Origin of the sequence: Devosia sp., assembly GCF_028290435.1 — a bacterium.
Lineage (GTDB): Bacteria > Pseudomonadota > Alphaproteobacteria > Rhizobiales > Devosiaceae > Devosia.
The window spans coordinates 33,339-57,432 of the sequence record NZ_JAQGJV010000051.1 but is presented as its reverse complement, the minus strand read 5'-3'; the positions used below and the strand labels follow the sequence as shown (position 1 = coordinate 57,432).

Sequence of the window (24,094 nt, the reverse complement as noted above, 5' to 3'; positions counted from 1 at the left end):
TGCGGCCAGTTGCACTAGGCGTTTTCGGCGCTCTCCAGCTCGGCGCTCAGCGCCAGCCATTGCTCTTCGGTCGTGTCGAGGTCGGCGCCAAACCGCGCCTTATCCTTGCCCAGCGCAATCAGCCGGTCAGCCGGCCCGTTGTAGATCTTCGGGTCGTCCAACTGGTTCTGGATTTTCCCGATTTCCACCTTCAAACGCGCGATCTTGGTTTCCGCGTCCTTGATGCTCGCCTTGATCGGTGCGATCGCCTCGCGCTTGGCCGCGGCCTCCTGCTTGGCCGCCTTGCGGTCTTCCTTGCTGCCCTTGGGCTCCTTGCCGCCCACGATGCTGCGCTGATAGCTGTCCAGATCCTCGTCCAGCACCTTGATCGTGCCGCCCTCGGCGATCCACAGCGTATCGCAGGTCGCCTCGACCAGATGGCGATCGTGGCTGATGATGAGCACCGCGCCCTCATAATCGTTCAGCGCATGCACCAGCGCGTCGCGGCTGTCGATATCGAGATGGTTGGTCGGCTCGTCGAGGATCATCATCCCCGGCCCGCCGAACGTGATCAGCCCCATCAGCAGCCGCGCCCGCTCGCCACCGCTCAGGTTCTTGGCCGGGGTATCCATGCGCGACTTGGTCAGACCCATCTGGCTCAATCGCGAGCGGCGCTTGCTTTCGGGGTCCGTCGGCATCAGCTCGATAATGTGCTCGAACGGCGTCCATTCCGGCTTGAGCTTATCCATCTGGTGCTGCGCAAAATGCGCGATCTCCAGCTTCTTGCCCTTGTTGAACGTCCCGCTCAGCGGCTTGATATCGCCCGCCAACAGCTTGGCGAAGGTCGATTTGCCATTGCCGTTGACCCCGATCAGCGCGATCCGGTCTTCCGGGTCGATGCGCATGTTGATGTTGCGCAGAATGGTCTTGTCGCCATAGCCCGCCGAAACGCCATCCAGCGAAATCATCGGCGTCGCCGCTTCCGCCTTGGGCTGCTGGAAGGTGAACGGCGCCGAATATTCGTCGAACATCGCCGCCGGCGGCTTCAGCTTCTCGATCATCTTGATGCGCGCCTGGGCCTGTTTGGCCTTGGTGGCGGAAGCGCGGAACCGGTCCACGAACTTTTGCATATGCGCAGCCTGATCCAGCGACTTCTCGCGGCTCTTGTTGTTCAGCTCCATCTGCATGCGGCGCGTGGCTTCGAACGTGTCGTAATTGCCCTTGTAGAAGGTCAAATGCTTGTGCTCGAGATGGATGATTGAGGAGACCGACTTGTTCAGCAGGTCACGGTCATGGCTGATCATGAACACGGTATAGGGATAGGTGGCGAGATACTTCTCCAGCCACAGCGTGCCTTCCAGATCCAGATAGTTGGTCGGCTCGTCGAGCAGCAGCAGGTCCGGCTGGCTGAACAGCACGCCGGCCAGTGCCACGCGCATGCGCCAGCCGCCCGATAGCTCGTGCGTCGGCCCGTTCTGCCGGTCATGCTCGAAGCCAAGGCCCTTCAGAATCGTCGACGCCCGCGCTTCGGCGGTATGCGCATCGATATCGGCCAGCCGCATATAGATTTCGCCGATCCGCTCCGGGTCGGTCGCCGTCTCGGCCTCGGCCATCAGCGCGGTGCGCTCCTTGTCGGCGGCCATCACCACTTCCAGCACGGTCTCATTGCCGGCCGGCGCTTCCTGCGCCACCGCGCCGATGCGCGCCTTCTTGACCAGCTCGATACTGCCCGCGTCCGGCGCCAGATGGTTCTGGATCAGGTGGAACAGCGTGGTCTTGCCCGTGCCGTTCTTGCCCACGAACCCGGTCTTGGAGCCAGTCGGCAGCGTCACCGACGCGCCGTCGAACAATTCACGGCCCTGGATGCGATAGATGAGATTATTGATGGTCAGCATGGCGAGACGATCTGAAAACGAGGAAATTGGTGAAGCCGCAGCGAAAAAGCGCGCGTGCTCGCGAATTACCGTGCTGGATAGAGTTTCAACGCGCCCTTGGCAACCGCCCGCCGCACATGGCTGCTTCGTTCGACCGGGTCAGCGCCGAGGCTAGGCTGGCGGCTGCGCCAACTTCCATGTCAGGTTGGACCGCACGGCGGGCCATTCCGATGCGATAATGCTGTAGACGCAGGTGTCGCGCAGCGTGCCATCACGCATCCGCATATGCTGGCGCAAGACGCCGTCGAGCTTGGCGCCCAGGCGCTCGATGGCGCGGCGGCTTTGGTGGTTCATGAAGTGGGTGCGAAATTCCACGGCCAGGCAGTTTACCCGCTCGAACGCATGGCTGAGCAACAGCAGCTTGGCCTCCGTATTCAACGGGCTTCGCTGCGAGCTTTTCGCATACCAGGTGCCGCCGATCTCAAGGCGCGGCGCGTCGAGATCGATATTCATATACGTCGTCATGCCCGCCACCCGGTTTCGCGCTTTGTCGAAAACCGCAAACGGCAGCACCGCCCCTTTCGCCTGAAGGTCCAACAGGCGATCGATATGGGCGGACACCGCCTCAGGCCTGGGCACGCCCGTATACCACAGCTCCCAAAGATTGCCGTCCTGCACCACCTCGACCAGAGCGTCGTGATGTTCCGCCGTCAGCGGAACAAGCTCCGCCCACTGGCCTGACAGGCTCACCGCTTCCAAAGCCACAACCGCCCTCCATTTCGTTTATGCCTAGCATGCTTTTCAGGGGCGGTTCATTTGCCAGCCGGCGCATTGCTCAAGATGCGCGCCGGCGGGGCAGGGCGGCAAATTCAAGCCGCGTTGACCGCCGCGCCCAACGCCTGCCGTTCCGCGGTCGTGAACTCGACTCGCTCCAGCGCCGCATCCAGCAGGATCATCATCCCACCCTGCCTGGGCACGGCCCCCAACAGCACGCTCTTCTTGCCATTCATCCCCAGCACGAACGGCCGCTCGCCCCGCTTGAACCCACTATGGGCGTCCTGGTACTTTTTACCATCCAGCGTGTATTTGACCGTGTAGGTCGTGCCCATCAGCCCGAAGAACAGCTTGCGCGCAATGGCGACTGTCGCCGGCACCGGCACCAGTTGCACCGGCACCCTCAGCGTCCGCGCAAAACGAGAATCGCGTCGCGCCTTGTTCAACAGCCCCAGCCCCAATGCCAGGAAGCCGGCGCCGATGGCCGCCGCCACGATGGCGCGATTCCACAGCATGTCGAGCCCCAGGCTGAGCGTGGCCATGCTCGGATGGCTGGCCGAGCGCACGACGCTGACCTGATAGTCCCCATTGGACGGATCGAGAAACAGATAATGCAGTGACGCCTCGAAGTGCTTGCCCTTGATCTCATAAGAAATATCGGCGCCACAGCTTTCCATGAAGCCGCGATAGGTCGAGCACTCGCCATTGCGAATATCGGCCTCCGGCACTTCCACGGGGTCGGCCTGGATAATGAAATCGCGCACCAGATTGGGCCCAACCCAGATGGCCCCACCGACCACCAACGCAAACATGAACAGCGCCAGCACCACAGTGGCCTTGCCGATCCGATGCCGCTTTTCGCCACCATCAGGGGCCGCGTCGGAAAGGCGCTTGAAATATCGCTCATGAAAAGACTCGACCATTGAAAACCGGACAATGGAGACAGCCATCCCATTGCCCGCGCGATTTTGGCAAGACCGCTGTTGAACACAATTTTAGCGGCCTATGCCGGTGAGCCATGCGATCCACCAGTCTTGCCTCTGTCAAACTCTGACGCTACAAGGCGCGACCCTTACAAAAATCAATCCAAAATCAAGGACCAGTTTCAATGGCTCTCGAACGCACCTTTTCCATTCTGAAGCCCGACGTCGTCCGCCGCAATCTGATCGGCAAGGTTCTCGCCAAGTTCGAGGAAGCCGGTCTGCGCCCCGTCGCGCTCAAGAAAATCCACATGACCCGCGCTCAGGCCGAAGGCTTCTATGCCGTCCATAAGGATCGCCCCTTCTTCGGCGAACTGGTCGAGCAGATGATCGCCTCGCCGGTTGTCGTTCAGGTCCTGGAAGGCGAAAACGCCATTCTCAAGAACCGCGAAGTCATGGGCGCTACCAACCCGGCCAACGCCGCTGACGGCACCATCCGCAAGGAATTCGCCCTCTCGATCGGCGAAAACTCGGTTCACGGTTCGGACGCTCCCGAGACCGCTGCCGAAGAGATCAAGTTCTTCTTCACCGACGCCGAAATCGTCGGCTGATCATGCCCTACGTCAACGTTCGCATCCTCGATGACAACGTCACCGCCCAGCAGAAGTCGGACGTGATCGCCGGCATCACTGACGTGCTGGTCAAGGTGCTCGGCAAGAACCCCGACAGCACCTTCGTCGTCATCGATGAAGTGCCGTTGGAAAACTGGGGCCACAAGGGCAAGTCCATCGCCGAATTGCGGAAGCAGCCCAAGGCCTGACTAATTTCACCTGCTGAATTTGGAAGGCCGCCCGCCGGGCGGCCTTTTTGCTTGTTTGTGCTATACTGCACCCAATCCAGAGCTCCTTCGCTGCCTCCCGACGACAAAGGGGAGGGCCGGGTAGGGGTTCTCACCCCACCTGAAAGAACTGCATTGTCACTTCCCGACACTATCATCGCCCCACTCGCCCGCGCCCTTGCCGCCAAGGGGTATGAAACCCTGACCGCCGTGCAGGACGCTGTCATCGCCGATGACGCCGCTGGCCGCGATCTGCTCGTTTCCGCCCAGACCGGCTCCGGCAAGACCGTCGCCTTCGGCATGGCCATCGCCCCGACGCTGCTGGGCGACGCTGAACGCTTCACCGAACTCGGCGCCCCCCTTGCGTTGATCATCGCGCCCACCCGCGAACTGGCGCTCCAGGTTCAGCGCGAACTCGATTGGCTCTATGCCGAAGCCGGCGCCAAGACCGCGTCCTGCGTTGGCGGCATGGATATGCGCACCGAGCGCCGTGCTCTCGAACGCGGTGCCCACATCGTCGTCGGCACGCCCGGCCGTCTGCGCGATCACATCACCAAGGGCGTGCTCGACATGTCCGCCCTGCGCGCTGTCGTCCTTGACGAAGCCGACGAAATGCTCGACCTCGGCTTCCGCGAAGACCTCGAATTCATCCTCGACGCCGCCCCCGAAGATCGCCGCACCCTGCTGTTTTCCGCGACCGTTCCCAAGCAGATCGCCCAACTGGCGAAAACCTTCCAGAACGACGCCCTGCGCATCTCGGCCACCAACTCGGCCGAACAGCATGCCGACATCGACTACAAGCTGATGCTGGTTCCCGCCGCCGAGCGCGAAAACGCCATCATCAACACGTTGCTCTATTTCGATAGCGCCAATACCCTGGTCTTCGCCTCGACCCGTGAAGGCGTCAAACACCTCTCCTCGCGCCTGCACAATCGTGGCTTCGACGTCGTCACCCTCTCGGGCGAACTCAGCCAGGCCGAGCGCACCAACGCGCTACAGTCCATGCGCGATGGTCGCGCCCGCATCTGCGTCGCCACCGACGTGGCTGCCCGCGGTATCGATCTGCCCAATCTCGATCTCGTCATCCACGCCGACATGCCCACCAATCCCGATACCCTCCTGCATCGTTCGGGCCGCACTGGCCGGGCAGGGCGCAAGGGCACCTGCGTTCTGATAGTGCCAATGCACCGCCGCAACGCGGTCCAGCGCACCCTCAAGCTCGCCAAGCTCGACGTCACCAATATGGCGCCCCCGACCAGCGCCGATATCGATGCCCGCTACCGCGAATCCATCCTGACTGACGTCGCCCTGACTGCCGCCATCGGCGAAGAGGAGGCACCCTTCGTCGCCGAACTGCTGTCGCGCTACACCCCGGAAGCCATCGCCGCGGCCTACCTCCGCCAACAGCTCGCCGCCCGTCCAACCCCCGAGGAAGTCACCGAAAACGCTCAGCCCGGCAAGCCCGGCGACAGCGATCCCCGCGTCCGTGAAAAATTCGAAGGCGGCACCTGGTTCAAGGTCTCCGTTGGCCGCAAGCACAAGGCCGAACCCCGCTGGCTCCTTCCCATGCTGTGCAAGGCCGGCAACGTCACCAAGGTCGCCATCGGCTCGATCCGCATCTTCGATACCGAAAGCCACTTCGAAGTCGCCGCCGGCAAGGCCGATGCCTTCGCCAAGAGCGTTGAAAAGAATGGCTCCGGCGAACGCGGCGTCTTCATCACCGCCATCGATGGCCCCGGCGAACGCACCGAAGGCCGCACGCGCCCACCGGCCGCCCAGCGTCGCCCTGAAGGTCCGATCGAGCGGTTTGATCCGTCCGCGCCACGCCCAGAGCGTGCCGATCGTCAGTCCCGCTACGGCTCGGGCGGCCTGCAGCCTGACGATTTTGCTGCCCCCGCCACTGGCGCCTGGAACCCCGCCGCCGAAACGGCAGCTCCGCGTGCGCCCAAGCCCGACTTCGACAAGCCCCGTCCCCCCAAGGTGACCAAGGCCCCGCCGAGCAAGGACAAGGGCAAGCCAAAGTGGAGCGCCGACAAAGCTGCCGGTGCCCCGCCGAAAAAGGAAAAGGTCTTCAAGCCCAAGGACCACAAGGCCAAGCGCAAGCCGCAGGTCTAGTTGCCATCAGCCGGACAACCGACCAGAATGGCCATCGCTAATCGCCTTGGCCATTCTGGAGGATCACTGATGAGCGAGAACGCCACCCCTTTCGACGGCCAGGTCCTGCGCGACACCCACTACCGCCGCGCTGACATGACCGGCTCCAACTTCGACGCAGTCAACCTCACCGAAGCCCGGTTCCACGCTCTGCTGACGAGGGCGGCATTCACCGATACCAACCTCGGCGATGCCGTATTCGATGACGTCAATCTGGCCGGCGCGACGTTCAATAACGTCAATCTCTCCGGCATCGTGGTAACGGACGCCAACCTGTCCAACGCCACTTTCGCCGGCGTCTCACTGGTCAATGCCTCGATCAACGACGCCGACCTGACCGGCATGCGTATCAACGGCATCCTGGTCAGCGATCTGCTCGCCGCCTACGGGCGAACATAGTCCTCGGCTCACCGTGGCCCGGGCGACTTCCTCACACTCGCCCCGGCCACCGCCTCGCGCGGCAATAACCTTGCATTGATGGCCATGCGATCCCGCTTCGGGTCCACCGCCGTCCAATGCGTCGTGCATCCGCACACCGTGCAAAAGTGGAAACGGGTATGCTCGTGGCCCCACACATAGCTGGAGCCGGCGCCCGTCACCGTCACGTCCTTAGGCGTGTAATATGCCCACAGCACGCCGCGCTTCTGGCAATGATCACATTGGCAATCGTTGATATCGGTCGGCGCATAGGCCGCCGTAAAATGCACCGCGCCGCAATGGCAACTCCCCTCGACCTCAGCCATCACACCACCCGCTTCTTGCGCAAATGATACGTCAGCGCCTGCGCAATCACATGCCGCAACGCCGCCTCGTCCGGCGCATCCCCAATCACCACCGCCCGCGTTCCCTGATACGCGAACGCCTCGGGATAAATCTGCCGATACTCATCCACCAGATTGGTCTGGCAGTTCACATAAATCGCCGGCTGACCGCTCGCCTTGTCCACATCGATCCGCACCGTCGTCCCGCTGCCGCTCTGCGGCGTCAGGTAACTCACCTGACCCCATTTCAGCGTCTCCTCCAGCGCCCCGACACCAGCCGTACTGGCCGCCGTCTCAATGATCAGCTCCCGCAACCGCAGCAGCCGTTCCCGCGTTGCAATCGGATATCCGTCCAATACTGCCGCCACCGCCGCATCCATGGCGTTACCCCCTCGTTCTATGGCCATTCATTGCGGCTCCTCCCGTCCCGGTCAAGCTGCCGGGGTCGCGCGGTCATGCGAACAGGGACCATCTGCTGGTCCTCGCCGCCTCTTCACAATGGGCCCGATGGCGACTATCTAGCACCTGTCTGGACGGCCAGGCACTTTCATCTTTTCCTCGGGACGACCCGAAACCACGGAGCAATCCAATGGCCTGGGTCTATCTCGTTATCGCCGGCCTGTTTGAAATGGGCTGGGCGATCGGCCTCAAATATACCGACGGCTTTACCCGCCTTACCCCCACCGTCCTGACCGTCGGTGCCATGATCATCAGCGTGGTGCTGCTCGGCATCGCCCTGCGCGACCTGCCCGTCGGCACCGGCTACGCCGTCTGGACCGGCATCGGCACAGTCGGCACCGCCATCCTCGGCATGATGCTGTTCGGCGATGCCGCCACCGTGGCCCGCTTGGTGTCGATCGGTCTGATCATTGCCGGTATTGCGGGCCTAAAACTGTTTTCCTGACAATGACTTAGCGCGGCCGTCGGATTCAACTCCGGCGGCAGTTGAATCACTGCGCGAGCCAGTTGATTCAAAACCTGAGCCACCAAGGTGTGACAAAAAAGTACGGGTTCCGCGCCATCTGCGCTGCTCCCGAAAATGTTAGTAGGCCGATTCAAAAAGTTTGTTAGCCTCCAGTCCATTGGAATGCCGTGTTCGCGTCACCGGCCCTCATTTTTGGAGAGCAGATAGTGCCCTTGCGCTGGCAGGAAGTGGCTGTGCCACTGATCGTGATCGTTTCCCTTCTCATTCTCAAACACATTCCGGGCCTTGAAACTCTGCCTCTGGCACGCGCTGCCGGCGTTGTCGCCTTCGCCTATGCGGCCTTTCTGGCGCTGCGCATCGTGCAGTCCGAAGAGGCCATCCAGGTCGAGGGCTGGGCCGAATTGCGCCCCTCCATGGTCGAATATTTCGCCTGCTATGGCGCCGCTGCCCTTGCCATCGTGCTGATGTCCGCCGTCATCGTTATCGGCGGCACCCGTGTCGTCCCGCCCACCCAGATGATCGCCGCTTTCATCGCCTCGATCAGCCTCGGCTCCGGCGCGGTCTCCATCGGGCTTGGCGGCCTCTTCGTAAAAGTGCGCTGGAACAACTCCGCCCTCGAACGCCAAAACGCCTTCGGCAAGACCACCACCATTGCCTGGTCCGACGTCCGCTCCGTCCGCCCCAACTGGCGCGGCATCACCGTCGCGACCCACGACCGCCAGAAGGTCACCTTCTCGCAGTTCCACTCGGGCGCGGCCGCATTGGCCAAGCACGCGGCCAATCGGGCCCGGCGGAATGCCGAGACGGCAACGAAGGCTTTCGCGCTTTAGCCCATCGGTCACCGCCTGCCCACCCCCTCCCAGCCTCCCCCATCAAGGGGGAGGTGTCTCTCCACTCTTTGGACTCGATCCAGTTCAACCCACCGGCAGACACCTCCCCCTTGATGGGGGAGGCTGGGAGGGGGTGACCGTTTAGCCCCGATCTGTCGATAAGCCCGGCCCATCACTCCTCTTCATCCCACCCATCACCACAATCACATTTACCCCCTGACCGCCCTCGCGTACCTTGCCCCCACAGCAAGCCCCGAGCCGCCGCCCATGAACAAGCCCGTCGTCGCCCGCATCGCCCGTTCGGTCTGTCCGCACGATTGCCCGTCGGCCTGTGCCCTCGATGTTGAAATCATCGACAACCACACCATCGGCCGCGTCCGTGGCGCCAAGGACGATCCCTACACCGCCGGCGTCATCTGCGAAAAAGTCGCCCGCTACGCCGAGCGCGTTCACCACCCAGACCGCCTGACCCAGCCGCTCCGCCGCATCGGCCCCAAAGGGGCAGGGCAGTGGGCCCCCATCTCATGGGACGACGCCCTCGACGAGATCGCCGCCCGCTTCACCGCCATCGAAGCCGAACACGGCGCCGAAGCCATCTGGCCCTACTACTACGCCGGCACCATGGGCCACGTGCACCGCGACGGCATCGATCGCCTGCGCGCCGCTAAAGGCTATTCCAACCAATACGACACCATCTGCACCGGCACGTCATGGCCCGGCTACATCGCCGGCACCGGCATGCTCGGCGGCGTCAATCCCGAACAGATGGCCGAAAGCGACTGCGTCGTCATCTGGGGCACCAATGCCGTGCACACCCAGGTCAACGTCATGACCCACGCCATGCGCGCCAAAAAGGAGCGCAGCGCCAAGATCGTCGTCATCGACATCTACCGCACCGCCACCATGGCCCAGGCCGATCTCGGCCTCATCCTGCGCCCCGGCACCGATGGCGCGCTCGCCGTCGCCGTCATGCACGTGCTGCTACGCGATAATCTGGCCGACCGCGCCTACATGGAAAAATACACCGATTTCGGCACCGACTTCGAAGCCCATCTGGCGACCAAAACCCCAGAATGGGCCGCCGCCATCACGGGCCTCACCACAATCGAAATCGAAACCTTCGCCCGCCTCGTCGGCACCACGCCGCGCACCTATTTCCGCCTTGGCTATGGCTTTACCCGCCAGCGCAACGGCGCCACCGCCATGCATGCGGCGCTGAGCATCCCCGCCATGACCGGCGCCTGGCAGCATCGCGGCGGTGGCGCTTTCCATTCCAATTCCGGCACCTGGGCGCTAGACAAATCCCGCATCACTGGCCCCCACCTGCAAAAGGGCGCGCCGCGCGAACTCGACATGTCCGAGATCGGCCCCATCCTGACCGGCGACGCCAAGGCCCTCAAGCATGGCGGCCCGGTCAAGGCGATGATCGTGCAAAACACCAATCCCGCCAGCGTCGCCCCCAACCAGAACCTGACCCGTCAAGGCTTCGCCCGCGAGGACCTGTTCCTCGTCGTCCACGAGCAGTTCATGACCGAAACGGCCGAAATGGCCGATATCGTCCTGCCCGCCACCATGTTCCTTGAACACAACGATTATTACACCCGTGGCGGCCACACCCGCGTGCTCTACGGCCCAAAGGTCATCGAACGCCCCGGCCAGACCTGGTCCAACCATGAAGTCATCAACGCCCTGGCCTTGCGCCTCGGCCTCGACGACGACATTTTCCGCACCGTCGACCGCGACGTCGTCGCCGAAACCTTCCGCCGCTCCAATTACGGCAATCTCGACGACATCGAAAAAGTCGGCTTCGTCGATCGCGAGCGCCCCGACGATGTTGCCCGCTTCGCCACCGGCTTCGCCTGGCCCGACAAGCGCTATCGCTTTGCCCCCAACTGGCAAGGCACCGCCGACAAGAAGGGCTATCTCTGGACCTGCGACCCGGCCGACATGCCCCGCTTCGCCGACCACTGGGACATCATCGAGAACGCCACCCCCGAGCATCCCTTCCGCCTCGCCACCAGCCCGGCGCGCGGCTTCCTCAACTCAACCTTCAACGAAACCCCCGGCAGCCAGCGCCGCGAGGGCCCACCCTCGGTCTTCATCCACCCCGACGACGCGGCAGCCAATGCCATCGCCGACGGCGACTACGTTACCCTCGGCAACGCTCGCGGCTCCGTCGACCTGATCGCCCGCATCTCCACCGGCATGTCGCTCGGCGTCCTCGTCGCCGAAGGCCTCCACCCCAACAAAGCCCACCGCCGCGGCCAAGGCATCAACACGCTAACAAGCGCCGCCCCCGCGCCACCGTTTGGTGGGGCGTCGTTTCATGATGCCGCGGTGTGGCTAAGGAAGGCCGACTGAGGGGAAGCGAGCACCGCTTACCGCTCGCCGCCCACTTATGCTTGCCCCGCACTGTCCCCCCACTCGATCTTCCCGCGGGAAGGCCGGTGGGTGGACTGGCTCGAGTTTAACGAGTGGAGAGAAACCTCCCCCTTGATGGGGGAGGTAGGAGGGGGTGACGCACCGGACTAGGGGCTAGGCCGCATAAGCCTTCCAGAAAAACCACCCCGTCATCCCGATCCCATAAATAATCACGCCCGCCCGGATCGCCTCCCTCGGAAACCGGTGCGCATTCCGCGCCGCCACATAGGCGCCCACCGTCACGCCCACCATGGCAATCGAGCCATGATACCAGTCGATCGACCCGCTCAGCGCAAACCGCGCCACCGCCACGATCGCCACAACGGCGGCGATCCACATCTTGAGCCCGTTCATGGCGTGAATATCGCTCAGCCCCGCCGTTGCCAGGAACGCCAGCGTCAAAATCCCCAGCCCCGCATTGAAGAACCCGCCATAGATGCAAACCAGCGCCAGGAACGCCAGCAGCAGCACGCCGCCCACCAGCTTCATGCCGCGCCGTCCACCACCGCGCTGCGCCATCCACGCATTGATCCGGTTGCCGAACGCGAACAGCACCACTGCGAACAGCATCAGCCACGGCACGATCACCGAAAACTGCGCGTCCGAAACCACCAGCAGCAGTTCCGCCCCGACATAGCCGAAGATCAGCGCCACGATGGAATAGAGCGGCAGCAGATGCTTGTGCGCCCAGATCCCCGACCAGTAGCCCGCCGCCCCGCTGACATAGCCGGGCAGGGCGGCATATGTATTGGACGCATTGGCGATCACCGGCGGCACGCCCACCGCCAGCAGCGCCGGAAACACGATGAACGAGCCGCCCCCAGCGAGCGAGTTCACCGCCCCACCCAACAACCCCGCGATCAGCAACAGCAGTTCAGTCATCTCTTATCCTTAAGCGCCGCTCGTCGGCTCCCCTCCCCCTTGAGGGGCGGGGGTGGGGGTTGTTCGGCTGGTCCGAAACGCCTCAACTGCTTATCCTTTTAATCCACCCCCCGCCCAACGCATTTCCCTGATTGCCCCATCACCCACCCTGATACCGCCCCGTTGACAAATTCCGTCGCCGCGCTCATTACCCCACCCAGGTTACTGGCACCCGCCGCTCGCCGGGAGCAATCCCGATGGTGAAGCCAGTTCGTTGAGCAAGAAGTCCAGCATGCTGGTTCCCTTTGCGAGGCGTTTCATGGCAAGGCGAGCCCCATGGATTTGACGCCTCACGCATTGTGAAGGACCTCGTCATGTCGTTTTCCCTCGACACCCCAAGCATTCTCACCCTCAAATCCGAAGCCAAGGCCCTGCGCGACGAACGCGCCAAGGCCGGCACCCCGCTGACCCACGGCGCCGCCCTCGAAGTCATTGCAAAAGCTCACGGATTTTGCGATTGGAACACCGCCCGCGCCATGCTGCCCGAGCGCGTCGCCACCCCGTTCCAGGTCGGCTGGCGCGTCAAAGGCACCTATCTCAGCCATCCCATCAAGGGCCTCGTCGTCGCCGTGCAGCTCATGTCCGACATGCAACACCACAAGGTCAGCGTGAAACTGGACGAACCCGTCGACGTCGTCACCTCCCAGCTTTTCTCCGCCTTCCGCAAAAGACTAACCTCAACCCTTGATATCTATGGCGTTTCTCCCGCGCGCACCGGCGATGGCCAGCCCCAAATGCGGCTCACGCGGGAGTAGAAACCGGCGGGCAGGGCACCCGCCTTGCCCTCCATCGTCATTTGCCGATAGACTGCCTGCACTCCCACCGAATTGGACCGCGCCATGACCACCCAGACCAAGCCGATAGAAGCCTATTCCCTGCCGACGCCGAACGGGCAAAAGCTGCATATCATGCTGGAAGAGCTAGGCGTTCCGTACACTTACCACCGCATCGACATCGGCAAGGGCGAACAATTCACGCCCGAGTTCCTCGCCATTTCGCCGAACAACAAGATCCCCGCCATCGTCGATCCCGAAGGCCCCGGCGGCACTCCGATCTCGGTCTTCGAATCCGGCGCCATCCTCAAATACCTCGCCCTCAAGTTCGGCAAACTCTACCCCACCGATCCGCGCCAGCAGGTCACGGTCGATGAATGGCTGTTCTGGCAGGTCGGCGGTTTCGGTCCCATGCTGGGACAAAACAATCACTTCTCGGTCTACGCCCCCGAGAAAATTCCCTACGCCATCAAGCGCTACAGCGATGAAACGCATCGCCTTTTCGGCGTTCTCGACAAGCGCCTCGCCGGTCGCGACTACATTGCCGACGACTATTCCATCGCCGATATCGCCGCCATCGGCTGGGCCCAGAGCGCCGAACGCTACGGCATTACCCGCACCGAGTTCCCTCATTTCTATGCCTGGTTCGATCGCCTCAACGCCCGCCCCGCAGTCGCCAAAGGCCTCGAGATCGGCAAAATCCCACAGGCCACCAGCTTGGCCGACGACAAGGAAGCCCAGAAAATCCTTTTTAATCAACGCGCTCGCTAGTCCAGTCGCCGCGCCTACGGGCGCGGCTTTTATTCCTCTGCGACCGGCGGCACTCGCACCCAGTCTTCGCCCTTGCACACCACGTTGAACAGCACGCAGCCATTGAGCCGCGCCACGTCCGGGCCGGTCATCTCGACATAGCCCGAATACATGTTTCCGTCCTGAGGGTTATAGATTTCCCCGTCATAGATATTCGGCTTGGTGCTGGGCAACAGCGTCAGGATTTGCAGCCCCAGCATCGGCCGATTTCGCAATTCCGGATCCTTGTTGCGCATGTCGGTAAACGTCGCGGGGTCCATCGCCTGCGCCGCCGCCAGCTCTTCCGGCGTCAGCCCCTCGCTCGGCACGATAATCTTGCTCAGCGCGCCGCAAAAGCCCTCGGGACAGGCCGCAATGGTGATTTCCGAGAGCAGCACGGTCTGCCACGCCCCCTCGATCGGGTCCGGCGCAACCACGCCCTCGGTTGGCGCTTGCGCCATGGCGCCTGCCATTCCCACGGCCTGAATGAGCAGCGCCAGCGCCGCCACCCTCAACCCGGCCAGAAGTCCCGTGTGCGCCATGCCAACCCCCCCCTTGCCGGACCACGCCGATTCGACCGCGTGAATATTGTCCCGCGATTATGCCCAGGATCGCCTCGGAACAAAGAAAATTGCAGCAGCAGGTCTCCTGCCGCGCCGATCCACGACGCACAGCACCAGCAATCCGGCGCTCCACCGCCCCGTCTCCCAAGGAAAACACCTTGCCCCGAGAAAAGCTCTTGCACACCCGCTAGGTTCTCATGTACCAGCCCGTCTTGGAGAGGTGGCCGAGTGGTCGAAGGCACGCCCCTGCTAAGGGCGCAGATGGTCAAAAACTGTCTCGAGGGTTCGAATCCCTTCTTCTCCGCCATTCACCCCAGCGAACCGGTCGACCACAATTCGGTTCTCGCTGCGGTGTTACCCAGGCGCCCAAGTCACTGCACATAAACGAAAAAGCTGGCGCCTTGGCGCCAGCCTTTGATGCGTGCGGGTAGGGCGCTCAGAGCGTCTTGACCAACGCTTCCAGTTGATCGGTCGCCAAGCCCCAGCCTGTGTAAAAGCCCATGGCTTCATGCGCCTTGCGATCTTCAACTGTCCAGTGTCGCACTACGGCCGTGTAGCGCGTCTTGCCGCCTTCATCCGCGAAGGTGAGAGTTCCAGTCATGAAAGGCTTGGGGGAGGGCACCCAGCCGCCGATATAGGCATCGGTGAACACCAGTTTCTCGTTCGGCACCACTTCCAGATACTGCCCCGGATTGGGGTATTCGTTGCCGTCGGGGTCGGCCATCACCACCATACTGGCGCCGCCGGGCCGCACGTCCATATCTGCTCGCAGCGTAGTCCAAGGCTTGGGCGTAAACCATTGCACCAGCAGGTCCGGCTGCGTCCAGGCGCGATAGACTTTCTCGCGCGGAGCATCGATCAGGCGGGTGAGGCTGAGTTCGCGGCTTTCGTCTTCAGTATCGGTCATTTTGGCTTTCCTGTTCGCTGGATCGTTGTTTCATCCTTACAACGAACAGGCCAAGTGCCATTCGACACGCCAGTCAAAATTTTCAGCCCTTCGCTCGCGCCGAGCCAATCACCGCCGGCGACCAGGCGAAATCCTTGTCGAACGGATATTGCGGCACGGACTTGTGCTGGCGCTCCAGCCGCTCGACGAACTGATCCACAACGCCCGGCGACAGCGCCATCAGGCTCGGATTGGCTAGTGGCCCCAGGTCCGGCGACAGATAGCCCGATTTGACCACGAGGATTTTCGCCGCTTTCGGATCGAGCCCCAGCCGGGCAAAGTCCACCAGATTGTGAAACGGCCGCCGTCGCGCTGTCACCACCAGCTCGACACCGTCGATGCGCAACACCGCCTCGCGCAGTCGCGGCTCCGGCGCATCCAGCAGGAACACCACCTCCGCCGTCACCTGTGCAGGCGTACTCGATGGATCCAGACTCCCCCCGATGCTCGCCTCAATGGTCCCGCCGACTCCAGCGGCATAAGCCGCCTCGGTCGCCGCCGCATCCATGATCCCGGCGAACACCACGCCCTGCGCGCCCTTGGCCAGCAGTGTGCTCAGCACCTCGGCCCGATCACCGACTCCGCCACCCGTCGGATTGTCCCCCGATTCGGCAATCACCGCCGGCCCCGTAGCTGCCGCCATCGCCCAATCCACGCATTCCTCAATGGTACCGGTCTGGGGCCCGAACACAAACTGCTCCCGGACATCCCAATAGCCCTGCGCCAGCCGCTTCGCCGCCGCGTCCATCGCCGCACGATCCGTCCCCGTCACCAGCGCACAGGCTGTCGCGCGCGGCTCGTCCGCCCACACATAACCCACCTGAAACGACGCATCCCAGATGCCGGTCGGCTCTTCAGCCTCGTGAATGGTGGTGTAAAACGTCCGCGCCGGTTCATCCTGAGTGCTGGTCCGCTCGCCTGGCAGCAGCACCGGCACCGGCGCCCACACCAGGAACGGCCGCACGCCTGTCCGCAGCGCCCGCACCAGCATGGTCACGGAGCGCCGCATCGTGTCCTGGATGTCGATATGCGGCGCCGTCCGATAGGTCGAGAACATGTCGAGGTTGTCGACGATCCGCTGGCTGATATTGCCATGCAGATCGTAGCTTGCCGCGATCAGCACATCCGGCCCGACCACGCCGCGCACCGCCGCGATCAAGTCGCCCTCGGCGTCGAACATGCCTTCCACATACATCGCGCCATGCAGCGCCAGATAAACCCCGTCCAGCTTTCCCGCGGCCTTGAGGCCATCGAGTATTTCCGCTTTCCAGCGCTCGTAGATCGCCCGCTCCACCGGCCCGCCGGCAATCGCCCTGGCATGCAGGATGGTGACGAACTCGGCCGGAAAATGGGTCAGGAAATCGAAATAGGCATCCTTGAGCATCCTCGGCCCGCGCAGTACGCGGAAATCGGCCTCGCGCGCCAGCACCGGATTATAGGTGCTGCATTCGGTGTGTAGTCCGGCAACGGCAATGCGCATTCAATACACTCCTGGAATTTCAGCTTCCGGATCGCCCACTCGTTTGGCCGTGGGCTTGATCGCCAGTCGGCCTGTCAGCGCCAGGCTAATTGCCAGTACCGGCAGCAGCGCCGCCAGCCCGATCCGCATTTCCACATGCTCAGCGATGAAGCCGATCACCGGCGGCCCGATCAGAAAACCCAGCAGCGCCACGAAACTCAGGATCGCCACATTGGCCGAACTCGACCGGTCGGTCAGGCTCGCGGCCGCCGTCACCGCCAGCGGGAAGCCCACCGATACGCCGAGGCCAATCACCGCAAAGCCGACCAGCGCCAGGGCCGTATTGGATGCCACGAGCAGGATGGCAACGCCGAGCAGCCCCAGCAGGCCCGCGCCACGCGCCAGCGGCACCGCGCCGAATCGCGCTTTGAGCCGATCGCCGCCAAACCGGCCGGCCGCCACCATCATGGCGAACACCGAATAGCCCAGCCCCGCCGTGCCGCCATCGGCGCCGAACACCTTGCGCAGGAATACCGCCGACCAATCGGCCATCGCCCCCTCGGTCATGGTGATGCCGAATACAAAGAAGCATATTCCCAACAGGGCCAGGCTCGGCAGGCTCCAGGCCGAGCGCTTGCCGGTCTCGCTGTGATGCGGCTCCGGCGCCGCATCCGGCAATTGCCGCGACGCCAGCAGCGCAATCGGCAGCACGACAATCGCCACCAGTGGAATCGCCCAGCGCGCTTCCAGCCCAATCGCCGCCAGCGCCGAACCGATCAGGCTGCCGGTCATGATGCCGAGCGACCAGAAACCATGCGACGTGCTCATGATCAGCGAGCCGGTGGATTTCTCCACCGCGTCGGCCTGAACATTCAGTCCCAGCTCGGTGAAGGAAATCGCCCCGCCCGCCAGCATCAGGCAGAGGAACAGGATGATCGGCGTCATCGCCAACGCCGGTAGGCTCACCGCAATGGTATAGAGCACGAAGCCGATCAGCAGTGTCCGGCGCGGCCCGATCTTGCCGACGATCGGTCCGGCGAATGGCAGCGTCAGCAGCGTGCCACACGGCAATCCCAACAGCGCCCAGGCCAGTCCCGCCGGCCCTAGTCCCAGCATTTCCTGCACATCTGGAATCCGCGGCAGCCAACTGCCGAATGCCACCGGCTGCAGGAAAAACACCAGCATGGTCAGGCGCTGGACACTCAAGAACGACATCTACTTATCCCTGCATTTCCAGCGAGCACGATCTGACTGGGCTTTCACGCATGTTTGGAGTTGAATGGCCGGTAGGCTTCGGAAACCACAATTCTCCGGCGCGCCTGCAGCGTCGCCGGCCCGGCCGTTGTGTTGCAAATTTTCATTAGTGACAGCATCGTCGTCTCCCGATGAAGAGCCCACATCGATACCAATTCAAGCATCATTCGGCGTCGTCGCCGACTTGTCCACATCCATTTGTGCAATGAAGCGTCAAAAACCGCCCAGTTTTTCGGCACTTTGCGCAAAAGTGCGCCGTTTTTCGGGGTGGCTTAAATTGGTATTGAAGTTGGTTTGTTTTCGTGTTGACATGACACTTGAGACAATCCTAGTCTTGAAAATAGTTTACAGAATTCCTTACCATTCCGTTTAAGAGAATGGCGGGGCAACAGGGTTACGGCATTCATGCGGGTTGGCATTATTGGCCTCGGCTATCGTCTTGGTTATCTGGCGCGGGTGTTCTCCGCTGCCCGGGATGACTTTTCTGTCGTCGCTTACGTCGATGACGCGCCTGCGGGCCTCGACTACACCAAGGAACATGGCGTTTCTGTCGGTAAGGAATACCCGACGCTCGAAACCATGCTGGATGGCGAACAGCTCGACCTGCTGATGGTGGGCTCGCCCAACCACACCCACCTCGAATACATCCGCATCGGGCTGGAACGCGGCCTCAAGATTTTCACCGAAAAGCCGGTCGTGACCTCCGTCGAGGACACCATGGCGCTGGCCGAGTTGATCGCTCAATACGGCTCGGACAACCTCATGGTTGGCCTGGTGCTGCGCTACGCCCCGCTCTATGTCGATCTGCGCAAAGCCCAGGCCGAAGGCCAGCTTGGCGACATCACCTCGATCGAGGCTTCAGAGCATATCCCGCCCTATCACGGCGCTTTCTTCATGCGCGATTGGCGCCGCTACGAGAAGTATTCGGGCAGCTTCATGCTCGAAAAATGCTGCCACGATCTGGATCTCTATAACGGCGTAATGGGCTGTCGCCCCCGCTACGTTTCCAGCTTCGGCGGCCGACGCACCTTCGTGCCCAAGAATGCCCCCGCTGCCACCGGCATCAACGATATGGAAGTCTACCATCGCAAGCCGAGCGGCTGGATGGGCAGCGAAAAGGTGTTCGACAGCGACGGCGACATCATCGATTTCCAGACCGCCATGGTGCAGTACGAAAACGGCGCCGCGCTCACCTTCCACACCAATCTCAACGTTCCTGACGATTTCCGCCGCTTTGCGGTGATGGGTGCCAAGGGCATGGCCGAGGGCGACTTCATCCGCAATTTCCTGCGCGTCACCGATAGTCGTACGTCGGACCGCCTGGTCGACACCACTTACAAAACAAGCGGCCTCAGCCAGCATTACGGCGCCGACGAGCAGATGGCCGCCGATATCCTCAGCCACATGGTTGATGGCGTTCCGCTGCCGGTTTCGGTGGTCGATGCGCTCGAAGCAGGCCTGCTGGCTCTCACCATGGACCAGGCCATGCGCACCAAATCGGTCATCGACATGGCCCCGATCTGGCAGCAGTTCGATGCTGCGCTCGGCCGAACCAGCTGAGGGGATAGACCATGACCAGCACTCGAAACGCTACCCTGTTCGCTCTCGCTCTGCTGGCTCCGGCCCTTCTCTATATCATCGGAATCGTCGCCTATCCGCTGGTCGATACCATCAATCTCAGCTTCACCAATGCGGCGTTGAAAAAGACTTACGAGTTCGTCGGCTGGGCGAACTACGAAAAAATCTTCAAGAACAACTTCAACGATGTGATCGTCCGCACGTTCGTCTGGACCTTCTTTTCGGTCTCCATCAAGATGATCGTCGGCACCTTCGGCGCCGTGTTGCTCAATGCCGCCGTGCCCGGTCGCGCGCTGTTCCGCATCCTGACCATGCCGCCTTGGGTCGTGCCCATGGCCATCGGCATTTTCATGTGGGGCTGGATGTATAATGGCCAGTTCGGCATGATTTCCGGCCTGCTGCAGAATTTCCACATCGTGGACGGCCCCATTGCATGGTTGGCCTATGGCAATACCGCGTTCTGGGCCACCATCGTCACCGACGTATGGATCGGCGTCCCGCTGGTCACCATCTACCTGCTGGCCGCCATGCAATCGATCCCGCGCGATCTCTACGAAGCCGCCTGGACCGATGGGGCAGGGCGCTTCTACCGCTTCCGCCGCATCACCTTCCCCATGATCATCCCAGCTTTGGTGACCATGTCGCTGCTGTCGCTGATCGCCACCTTCAATTCGTTCGACATCATCTGGATCCTGACCCGCGGTGGTCCCTCGGGCTCCACCACCACCATGATCATTGACACCTACAAGACCGCCATCGGCTCCTACAAATACGGTGAAGGCGCCGCCCGCGCGGTGATGATCTGCATCTTCCTGTCCCTGTTCTGCCTGGCCTATTTCCGCGTCGTCGGAAAGATTAACACGGGAGAAAAGGCATGACCGACCAGCCCCTCAACATAGCTGCCGAAAAGACCGCCCATCCTGCCGACGATCTGGCCGTGGTTCCCGCCGTCAAGAAGCCTGCCAAGGCCGTCCGGGCGATGATCGACCGCTATACGTGGTACGAATACGTCGCGATCTACGCCGGCATCTTCGTCTTCCTGTTTTTCGTGCTGGCGCCCTTCATCGAAGGCTTCATGGTCTCGCTGAAGCCGCTGTCGCGCCTGTTCTCGACGCCCTACAGCTTCTGGCCGGAGCAAGGCTCACTCACCGCCTATTTCACCATGTGGCAGAGCGTGCCGGGCTTCTGGCGCTACATTCTCAACTCGCTCGGCCTTTCCACCGTCATCACCGTCGTCGTGCTGATCATGGTGGTCCCCGCCGCCTACGCTTTCGCCCGCTTCCCGTTCAAAGGCCGTGGCATCATGCTGGCCGGGTTCCTGGCGGTGAACATGTTCTCCGGCGCCGTGCTGCTCATCCCGCTCTACCGGCTGATGCGCTCGCTGGGCTTTCTCAATACCTACTTCGCCATGATCGTGCCCGGCGTGGCCTTCCTCATCCCCTCGGCCATCTGGCTGCTGCGCACCTACATGATGCGCATTCCGCGCGAACTGGATGAAGCCGCATGGGTCGATGGCGCCAGCCGCCTTTACACTCTGCGCCGCGTCATCCTGCCGATCGCCATGCCCGGCATTTCCGTCGTCGCCATCACCACATTCATTGGAGCCTACGCGCAGCAGTTCATCTTCGCGCTGACATTCAACTCCAAGACCGAGTTCATGCCGCTTCCGATCGGGCTGTTCGCCTATTTTGGCCGACAGGAAGTAGTGTGGAACGAGCTCATGGCTGCCAGCTTCGTTGGCATCAGCCCAGTGCTCATTCTGATCGTATTTCTACAGCGCTATCTCGTCGCTGGCCTCACCGCCGGTGCCGTCAAGACATAGGGCGTGGTGTCAAAGCCGCGTTCGACAAAGGACTCGCTCCTTCGGGAGCCAGTAAAGCAAGGGAAGGTAATAACAATGAAAAATACCAGGATTCTGGGTGGTGCGATGCTCGCACTGCTTGCGTCGACGGCTTATGCCGCCGCGCAGGACCAGACCATCAGCTTCGTGGAATGCGGCGATACGCTCAGCGCCGTCCACGTCGCCACCATCGCCAAGTGGGAAGCCGCCAATCCAGGTTGGAAGGTTGCTCCCGAGGTCGTTGGCTGGGGCCAGTGCCAGGATAAGGTGACCACGCTTGCCGTTGCCGGCACCCCCGTGGGTCTCGCCTATATCGGTTCGCGCGCGCTCAAGCAGCTCGCTTCGAACGATCTCATCGTCGACATTCCGATGACCGACGAAGAAAAGGCCGGCTACTATCCTTACGTCGCCGACACGGTGACGTTCGATGGTAAGCAGTGGGGCCGTCCGGTCGCATTCTCCACCAAGGCCCTGTACTGGAACAAGGACCTGTTCACCGCAGCGGGCCTCGATCCCGAGAAGCCACCGACCACGTTCGCCGAGGAAATCGCCGACGCCAAGGCAATCTCCGAAAAGACCGACGCAGCCGGCTTTGGCGTTGTCGCCAAGACCTTCGACAACACCATGCACCAGTTCCTCCATTGGGTTTATTCCAATAACGGCCAGGTCATCGATGCCGATGGCAAGATCGTTCTGGACAGCCCGCAGAACCTGGAAGCCCTCACCGCGCTCAAGGACATCGTTCCTTATGCCGAAGAAGGCCCGACCGCCTACGAACAGAACGAAGTGCGCGCCATCTTCCTCGATGGCAAGCTGGGCATGATCCAGGCCGCCTCCGGCGCGATCAACCTGCTCAAGGACTCGCCCTTCAAGTGGGGTGTCACCACTCTGCCCCAGGGCCCATCTGCCAAGGGTCCCGGCACGCTGCTGATCACCGACTCGATGGCTGTGTTCAAGGGCACTGGCGTTGAAGAAAAGGCCATCGATCTGGCCAAGTTCATCACCAACGATGAAAACCAGACCGCCTATGAAGCCGAGCAGGGTCTGACCCCGCTGCGTCCGGGTGCCGCTGCCGACGCCATCGTCGCTGCCGATCCCAACTGGAAGCCGTTCTTCGACGGCATCGCTTATGGTGGCCCAGAGCCGCTGCTGACCGACTATCTCGGCCTGCAGAACGTCATGATCGAAATGGTTCAGTCCGTCGTCACCGGCGCTGCCGAACCTCAGGCTGCCCTCACCAAGGCCGCTGCCGATCTCGAGCAGTACAAGTAAGCCTTTCGCTTCCCGCTGCCGCCTCCGGGCGGCAGCGGACCTCATTTTGAACTGTCGGCACACCCGACCGGAGACTCTGCGCCCATGTCCCAGCTCAGCCTCAAGCACCTCGAAAAATCCTTCGGCGATACCCAGATCATCAAGGGCATCGACCTGGAAGTGTCCCAGGGTGAGTTCGTGGTCTTTGTCGGGCCCTCCGGCTGCGGCAAGTCCACCCTGCTGCGCATGATTGCTGGGCTGGAAGATGTCACCAGCGGCGAGATCAACATTGCGGGCAAGGTGGTCAACGACCTGCCACCCGTCAAGCGCGGCATAGCCATGGTGTTCCAGTCTTATGCGCTCTATCCGCATATGACCGTGTTCGAAAATATCGCCTTCCCGCTGCGCGTCGAGAAGCTGCCCAATGACCAGGTCAAGGAGCGCGTCGCCCGCGCCGCCAAGGTCCTGCAGCTCGATGCCCGCCTCGAACAGCGCCCCGGCACCCTCAGCGGTGGTCAGCGCCAGCGCGTCGCCATCGGCCGCGCCATCGTGCGCCAGCCCCAGATTTTCCTGTTCGACGAGCCCCTGTCCAACCTCGACGCCGCGCTCCGCTCCGAGATGCGCATCGAGCTGATGGAACTGCACAAAAAGCTCGGCTCCACCATGATCTACGTCACCCATGACCAGGTCGAAGCCATGACCATGGCCGACAAGATCGTGGTGATGAATGCCGGCCTGATCGAGCAGATCGGCTCGCCGCTCGAGCTCTACCACAAGCCCGACAACAAGTTCGTCGCCAGCTTCATCGGCAGCCCCAAGATGAATTTCATCAGCGGCAAGGCCACGACCTCCGACGGCACCAATGTCACCGTTGATCTCGGCAGTCTCGGCACCATCACCCTGCCGCGCGCCACCAAGCGTGTTGCCGGCGACACTGTCACCCTGGGCATTCGCCCCGAGCATCTCGTCCTCGGCAAGAGCGATTTCACCCTCACTGTCACCCCCAAGATCGTTGAACACCTGGGCATCCACACCGTGCTCTACGCCGATCTCCCCGGCGGCGAGACCTTCATCGCGCTGTTCGAAGGCGCGCCCGATATCTCCGAAGGCGTTCCCCTTGAACTCGGCTTCAAACTCTCCTCCGCCCACCTGTTCGACACGGCCGGCCTGGCGGTCTATTAACGCGAGCAGAGACTAGACGCCCTCGTTTCGAGAGTCCCGATCTATCCCTCCCTCTCCGGGGA

24 protein-coding genes and 1 tRNA gene are annotated in these 24,094 nt (G+C 62.3%); 15 read left to right on the top strand and 10 right to left on the bottom strand.

The window, feature by feature from the left end; all coding sequences use genetic code 11:
* Nucleotides 1-14 precede the first annotated feature (14 nt).
* The 3 genes from JWP26_RS12070 to JWP26_RS12060 all read right to left on the bottom strand — a co-directional run bounded on the left by JWP26_RS12070 (nucleotide 15) and on the right by JWP26_RS12060 (nucleotide 3,550).
* Nucleotides 15-1,874 (bottom strand): ABC-F family ATP-binding cassette domain-containing protein, encoded by a 1,860-nt coding sequence (locus JWP26_RS12070; protein ID WP_299727698.1) that lies wholly within the window; start codon nucleotides 1,872-1,874, stop codon nucleotides 15-17.
* Nucleotides 1,875-2,024: 150 nt separating this feature from the next.
* The gene (locus JWP26_RS12065) at nucleotides 2,025-2,618 is read right to left on the bottom strand and encodes a GNAT family protein (protein WP_299727696.1); all 594 of its coding nucleotides are present in this window, start codon (nucleotides 2,616-2,618) and stop codon (nucleotides 2,025-2,027) included.
* A gap of 104 nt (nucleotides 2,619-2,722) precedes the next feature.
* Nucleotides 2,723-3,550, bottom strand: a complete 828-nt coding sequence (locus JWP26_RS12060) for a hypothetical protein (RefSeq protein ID WP_299727694.1) — start codon at nucleotides 3,548-3,550, stop codon at nucleotides 2,723-2,725.
* Between the two features lie 185 nt (nucleotides 3,551-3,735).
* Between JWP26_RS12060 and ndk the strand changes: the two genes are divergently transcribed.
* The 4 genes from ndk (at nucleotide 3,736) to JWP26_RS12040 (ending at nucleotide 6,938) form a co-directional block, all read left to right on the top strand.
* Nucleotides 3,736-4,158, top strand: a complete 423-nt coding sequence (gene ndk / locus JWP26_RS12055) for a nucleoside-diphosphate kinase (protein WP_299727692.1) — start codon at nucleotides 3,736-3,738, stop codon at nucleotides 4,156-4,158.
* Nucleotides 4,159-4,160: 2 nt separating this feature from the next.
* The gene (locus JWP26_RS12050; protein ID WP_299727690.1) at nucleotides 4,161-4,367 is read left to right on the top strand and encodes a 4-oxalocrotonate tautomerase family protein; all 207 of its coding nucleotides are present in this window, start codon (nucleotides 4,161-4,163) and stop codon (nucleotides 4,365-4,367) included.
* Between the two features lie 153 nt (nucleotides 4,368-4,520).
* Complete coding sequence (locus JWP26_RS12045; protein ID WP_299727688.1) at nucleotides 4,521-6,500, top strand: DEAD/DEAH box helicase; 1,980 nt, start codon at nucleotides 4,521-4,523, stop codon at nucleotides 6,498-6,500.
* 69 nt (nucleotides 6,501-6,569) lie between these two features.
* On the top strand, nucleotides 6,570-6,938 hold the full coding sequence (locus tag JWP26_RS12040) for a pentapeptide repeat-containing protein (protein ID WP_299727686.1): 369 nt from the start codon (nucleotides 6,570-6,572) through the stop codon (nucleotides 6,936-6,938).
* 8 nt (nucleotides 6,939-6,946) lie between these two features.
* Here the strand turns inward: JWP26_RS12040 and JWP26_RS12035 are convergent, their stop codons facing one another.
* Entirely contained in the window at nucleotides 6,947-7,282 is a 336-nt protein-coding gene (locus JWP26_RS12035; protein WP_299727684.1) for a GFA family protein, read from the bottom strand.
* Nucleotides 7,282-7,707 (bottom strand): DUF1801 domain-containing protein, encoded by a 426-nt coding sequence (locus JWP26_RS12030; RefSeq protein ID WP_299727681.1) that lies wholly within the window; start codon nucleotides 7,705-7,707, stop codon nucleotides 7,282-7,284. The genes JWP26_RS12035 and JWP26_RS12030 overlap by 1 nt, the downstream gene beginning before the upstream one ends.
* 182 nt (nucleotides 7,708-7,889) lie before the next feature.
* On the opposite strand from JWP26_RS12030, the gene sugE reads away from it, so the two are divergent.
* From sugE to JWP26_RS12015, 3 genes are all read left to right on the top strand, one after another.
* Nucleotides 7,890-8,204: a quaternary ammonium compound efflux SMR transporter SugE gene (gene sugE / locus JWP26_RS12025; RefSeq protein ID WP_299727678.1), complete on the top strand. Its 315-nt coding sequence runs from the start codon at nucleotides 7,890-7,892 to the stop codon at nucleotides 8,202-8,204.
* A gap of 227 nt (nucleotides 8,205-8,431) precedes the next feature.
* Nucleotides 8,432-9,055, top strand: a complete 624-nt coding sequence (locus tag JWP26_RS12020) for a hypothetical protein (protein ID WP_299727675.1) — start codon at nucleotides 8,432-8,434, stop codon at nucleotides 9,053-9,055.
* Nucleotides 9,056-9,322: 267 nt separating this feature from the next.
* Entirely contained in the window at nucleotides 9,323-11,416 is a 2,094-nt protein-coding gene (locus JWP26_RS12015; protein ID WP_299727672.1) for a molybdopterin-dependent oxidoreductase, read from the top strand.
* 174 nt (nucleotides 11,417-11,590) lie between these two features.
* Here the strand turns inward: JWP26_RS12015 and JWP26_RS12010 are convergent, their stop codons facing one another.
* The gene (locus JWP26_RS12010; protein ID WP_299727669.1) at nucleotides 11,591-12,358 is read right to left on the bottom strand and encodes a sulfite exporter TauE/SafE family protein; all 768 of its coding nucleotides are present in this window, start codon (nucleotides 12,356-12,358) and stop codon (nucleotides 11,591-11,593) included.
* A 353-nt stretch (nucleotides 12,359-12,711) separates the two neighbouring features.
* On the opposite strand from JWP26_RS12010, the gene JWP26_RS12005 reads away from it, so the two are divergent.
* Nucleotides 12,712-13,152, top strand: coding sequence for a glyoxalase superfamily protein (locus tag JWP26_RS12005; RefSeq protein ID WP_299727666.1), 441 nt, complete (start codon nucleotides 12,712-12,714; stop codon nucleotides 13,150-13,152).
* 84 nt (nucleotides 13,153-13,236) lie between these two features.
* Nucleotides 13,237-13,941, top strand: a complete 705-nt coding sequence (locus JWP26_RS12000) for a glutathione binding-like protein (RefSeq protein ID WP_299727664.1) — start codon at nucleotides 13,237-13,239, stop codon at nucleotides 13,939-13,941.
* A gap of 29 nt (nucleotides 13,942-13,970) precedes the next feature.
* Here JWP26_RS12000 and JWP26_RS11995 read toward each other — a convergent pair whose 3' ends face one another.
* Entirely contained in the window at nucleotides 13,971-14,501 is a 531-nt protein-coding gene (locus JWP26_RS11995; RefSeq protein WP_299727661.1) for a DUF2147 domain-containing protein, read from the bottom strand.
* Between the two features lie 235 nt (nucleotides 14,502-14,736).
* Here JWP26_RS11995 and JWP26_RS11990 point away from each other — a divergent pair.
* A tRNA-Ser gene (locus tag JWP26_RS11990) sits at nucleotides 14,737-14,829 on the top strand.
* Nucleotides 14,830-14,958: 129 nt separating this feature from the next.
* Here JWP26_RS11990 and JWP26_RS11985 read toward each other — a convergent pair.
* The 3 genes from JWP26_RS11985 to JWP26_RS11975 form a co-directional block, all read right to left on the bottom strand.
* Nucleotides 14,959-15,429, bottom strand: coding sequence for an SRPBCC family protein (locus JWP26_RS11985; protein ID WP_299727659.1), 471 nt, complete (start codon nucleotides 15,427-15,429; stop codon nucleotides 14,959-14,961).
* An 82-nt stretch (nucleotides 15,430-15,511) separates the two neighbouring features.
* The gene (locus tag JWP26_RS11980; RefSeq protein ID WP_299727656.1) at nucleotides 15,512-16,948 is read right to left on the bottom strand and encodes a M81 family metallopeptidase; all 1,437 of its coding nucleotides are present in this window, start codon (nucleotides 16,946-16,948) and stop codon (nucleotides 15,512-15,514) included.
* A complete protein-coding gene (locus JWP26_RS11975) occupies nucleotides 16,949-18,133 on the bottom strand; it encodes an MFS transporter (protein ID WP_299727752.1) in 1,185 nt (394 codons plus the stop codon).
* A 453-nt stretch (nucleotides 18,134-18,586) separates the two neighbouring features.
* Between JWP26_RS11975 and JWP26_RS11970 the strand changes: the two genes are divergently transcribed.
* The 5 genes from JWP26_RS11970 to JWP26_RS11950 all read left to right on the top strand — a co-directional run bounded on the left by JWP26_RS11970 (nucleotide 18,587) and on the right by JWP26_RS11950 (nucleotide 24,032).
* Entirely contained in the window at nucleotides 18,587-19,741 is a 1,155-nt protein-coding gene (locus JWP26_RS11970) for a Gfo/Idh/MocA family oxidoreductase (protein WP_299727653.1), read from the top strand.
* An 11-nt stretch (nucleotides 19,742-19,752) separates the two neighbouring features.
* On the top strand, nucleotides 19,753-20,637 hold the full coding sequence (locus JWP26_RS11965) for a carbohydrate ABC transporter permease (protein WP_299727650.1): 885 nt from the start codon (nucleotides 19,753-19,755) through the stop codon (nucleotides 20,635-20,637).
* A 101-nt stretch (nucleotides 20,638-20,738) separates the two neighbouring features.
* The gene (locus tag JWP26_RS11960; protein ID WP_299727750.1) at nucleotides 20,739-21,581 is read left to right on the top strand and encodes a carbohydrate ABC transporter permease; all 843 of its coding nucleotides are present in this window, start codon (nucleotides 20,739-20,741) and stop codon (nucleotides 21,579-21,581) included.
* Between the two features lie 75 nt (nucleotides 21,582-21,656).
* Nucleotides 21,657-22,871 carry an extracellular solute-binding protein gene (locus JWP26_RS11955; RefSeq protein WP_299727647.1) on the top strand — a complete coding sequence of 405 codons (1,215 nt, stop codon included), beginning with the start codon at nucleotides 21,657-21,659 and terminating at the stop codon, nucleotides 22,869-22,871.
* A gap of 84 nt (nucleotides 22,872-22,955) precedes the next feature.
* A complete protein-coding gene (locus tag JWP26_RS11950; RefSeq protein WP_299727644.1) occupies nucleotides 22,956-24,032 on the top strand; it encodes an ABC transporter ATP-binding protein in 1,077 nt (358 codons plus the stop codon).
* The last annotated feature ends 62 nt before the right edge of the window (nucleotides 24,033-24,094 follow it).

Bases quoted from the DNA above. Each gene is read 5' to 3' on its own strand.
- JWP26_RS12035 (WP_299727684.1), bottom strand. From the start codon at position 7,282: ATGGCTGAGGTCGAGGGGAGTTGCCATTGCGGCGCGGTGCATTTTACG.
- JWP26_RS12070 (WP_299727698.1), bottom strand. From the start codon at position 1,874: ATGCTGACCATCAATAATCTCATCTATCGCATCCAGGGCCGTGAATTG.
- JWP26_RS11965 (WP_299727650.1), top strand. From the start codon at position 19,753: ATGACCAGCACTCGAAACGCTACCCTGTTCGCTCTCGCTCTGCTGGCT.
- JWP26_RS12005 (WP_299727666.1), top strand. From the start codon at position 12,712: ATGTCGTTTTCCCTCGACACCCCAAGCATTCTCACCCTCAAATCCGAA.
- JWP26_RS12030 (WP_299727681.1), bottom strand. From the start codon at position 7,707: ATGGCCATAGAACGAGGGGGTAACGCCATGGATGCGGCGGTGGCGGCA.
- ndk (WP_299727692.1), top strand. From the start codon at position 3,736: ATGGCTCTCGAACGCACCTTTTCCATTCTGAAGCCCGACGTCGTCCGC.
- JWP26_RS11970 (WP_299727653.1), top strand. From the start codon at position 18,587: ATGCGGGTTGGCATTATTGGCCTCGGCTATCGTCTTGGTTATCTGGCG.
- JWP26_RS11950 (WP_299727644.1), top strand. From the start codon at position 22,956: ATGTCCCAGCTCAGCCTCAAGCACCTCGAAAAATCCTTCGGCGATACC.
- JWP26_RS12000 (WP_299727664.1), top strand. From the start codon at position 13,237: ATGACCACCCAGACCAAGCCGATAGAAGCCTATTCCCTGCCGACGCCG.
- JWP26_RS12015 (WP_299727672.1), top strand. From the start codon at position 9,323: ATGAACAAGCCCGTCGTCGCCCGCATCGCCCGTTCGGTCTGTCCGCAC.
- JWP26_RS12060 (WP_299727694.1), bottom strand. From the start codon at position 3,550: ATGGTCGAGTCTTTTCATGAGCGATATTTCAAGCGCCTTTCCGACGCG.
- JWP26_RS11995 (WP_299727661.1), bottom strand. From the start codon at position 14,501: ATGGCGCACACGGGACTTCTGGCCGGGTTGAGGGTGGCGGCGCTGGCG.
- JWP26_RS11955 (WP_299727647.1), top strand. From the start codon at position 21,657: ATGAAAAATACCAGGATTCTGGGTGGTGCGATGCTCGCACTGCTTGCG.
- sugE (WP_299727678.1), top strand. From the start codon at position 7,890: ATGGCCTGGGTCTATCTCGTTATCGCCGGCCTGTTTGAAATGGGCTGG.
- JWP26_RS12040 (WP_299727686.1), top strand. From the start codon at position 6,570: ATGAGCGAGAACGCCACCCCTTTCGACGGCCAGGTCCTGCGCGACACC.
- JWP26_RS12010 (WP_299727669.1), bottom strand. From the start codon at position 12,358: ATGACTGAACTGCTGTTGCTGATCGCGGGGTTGTTGGGTGGGGCGGTG.
- JWP26_RS11960 (WP_299727750.1), top strand. From the start codon at position 20,739: ATGATCGACCGCTATACGTGGTACGAATACGTCGCGATCTACGCCGGC.
- JWP26_RS12050 (WP_299727690.1), top strand. From the start codon at position 4,161: ATGCCCTACGTCAACGTTCGCATCCTCGATGACAACGTCACCGCCCAG.
- JWP26_RS11985 (WP_299727659.1), bottom strand. From the start codon at position 15,429: ATGACCGATACTGAAGACGAAAGCCGCGAACTCAGCCTCACCCGCCTG.
- JWP26_RS11980 (WP_299727656.1), bottom strand. From the start codon at position 16,948: ATGCGCATTGCCGTTGCCGGACTACACACCGAATGCAGCACCTATAAT.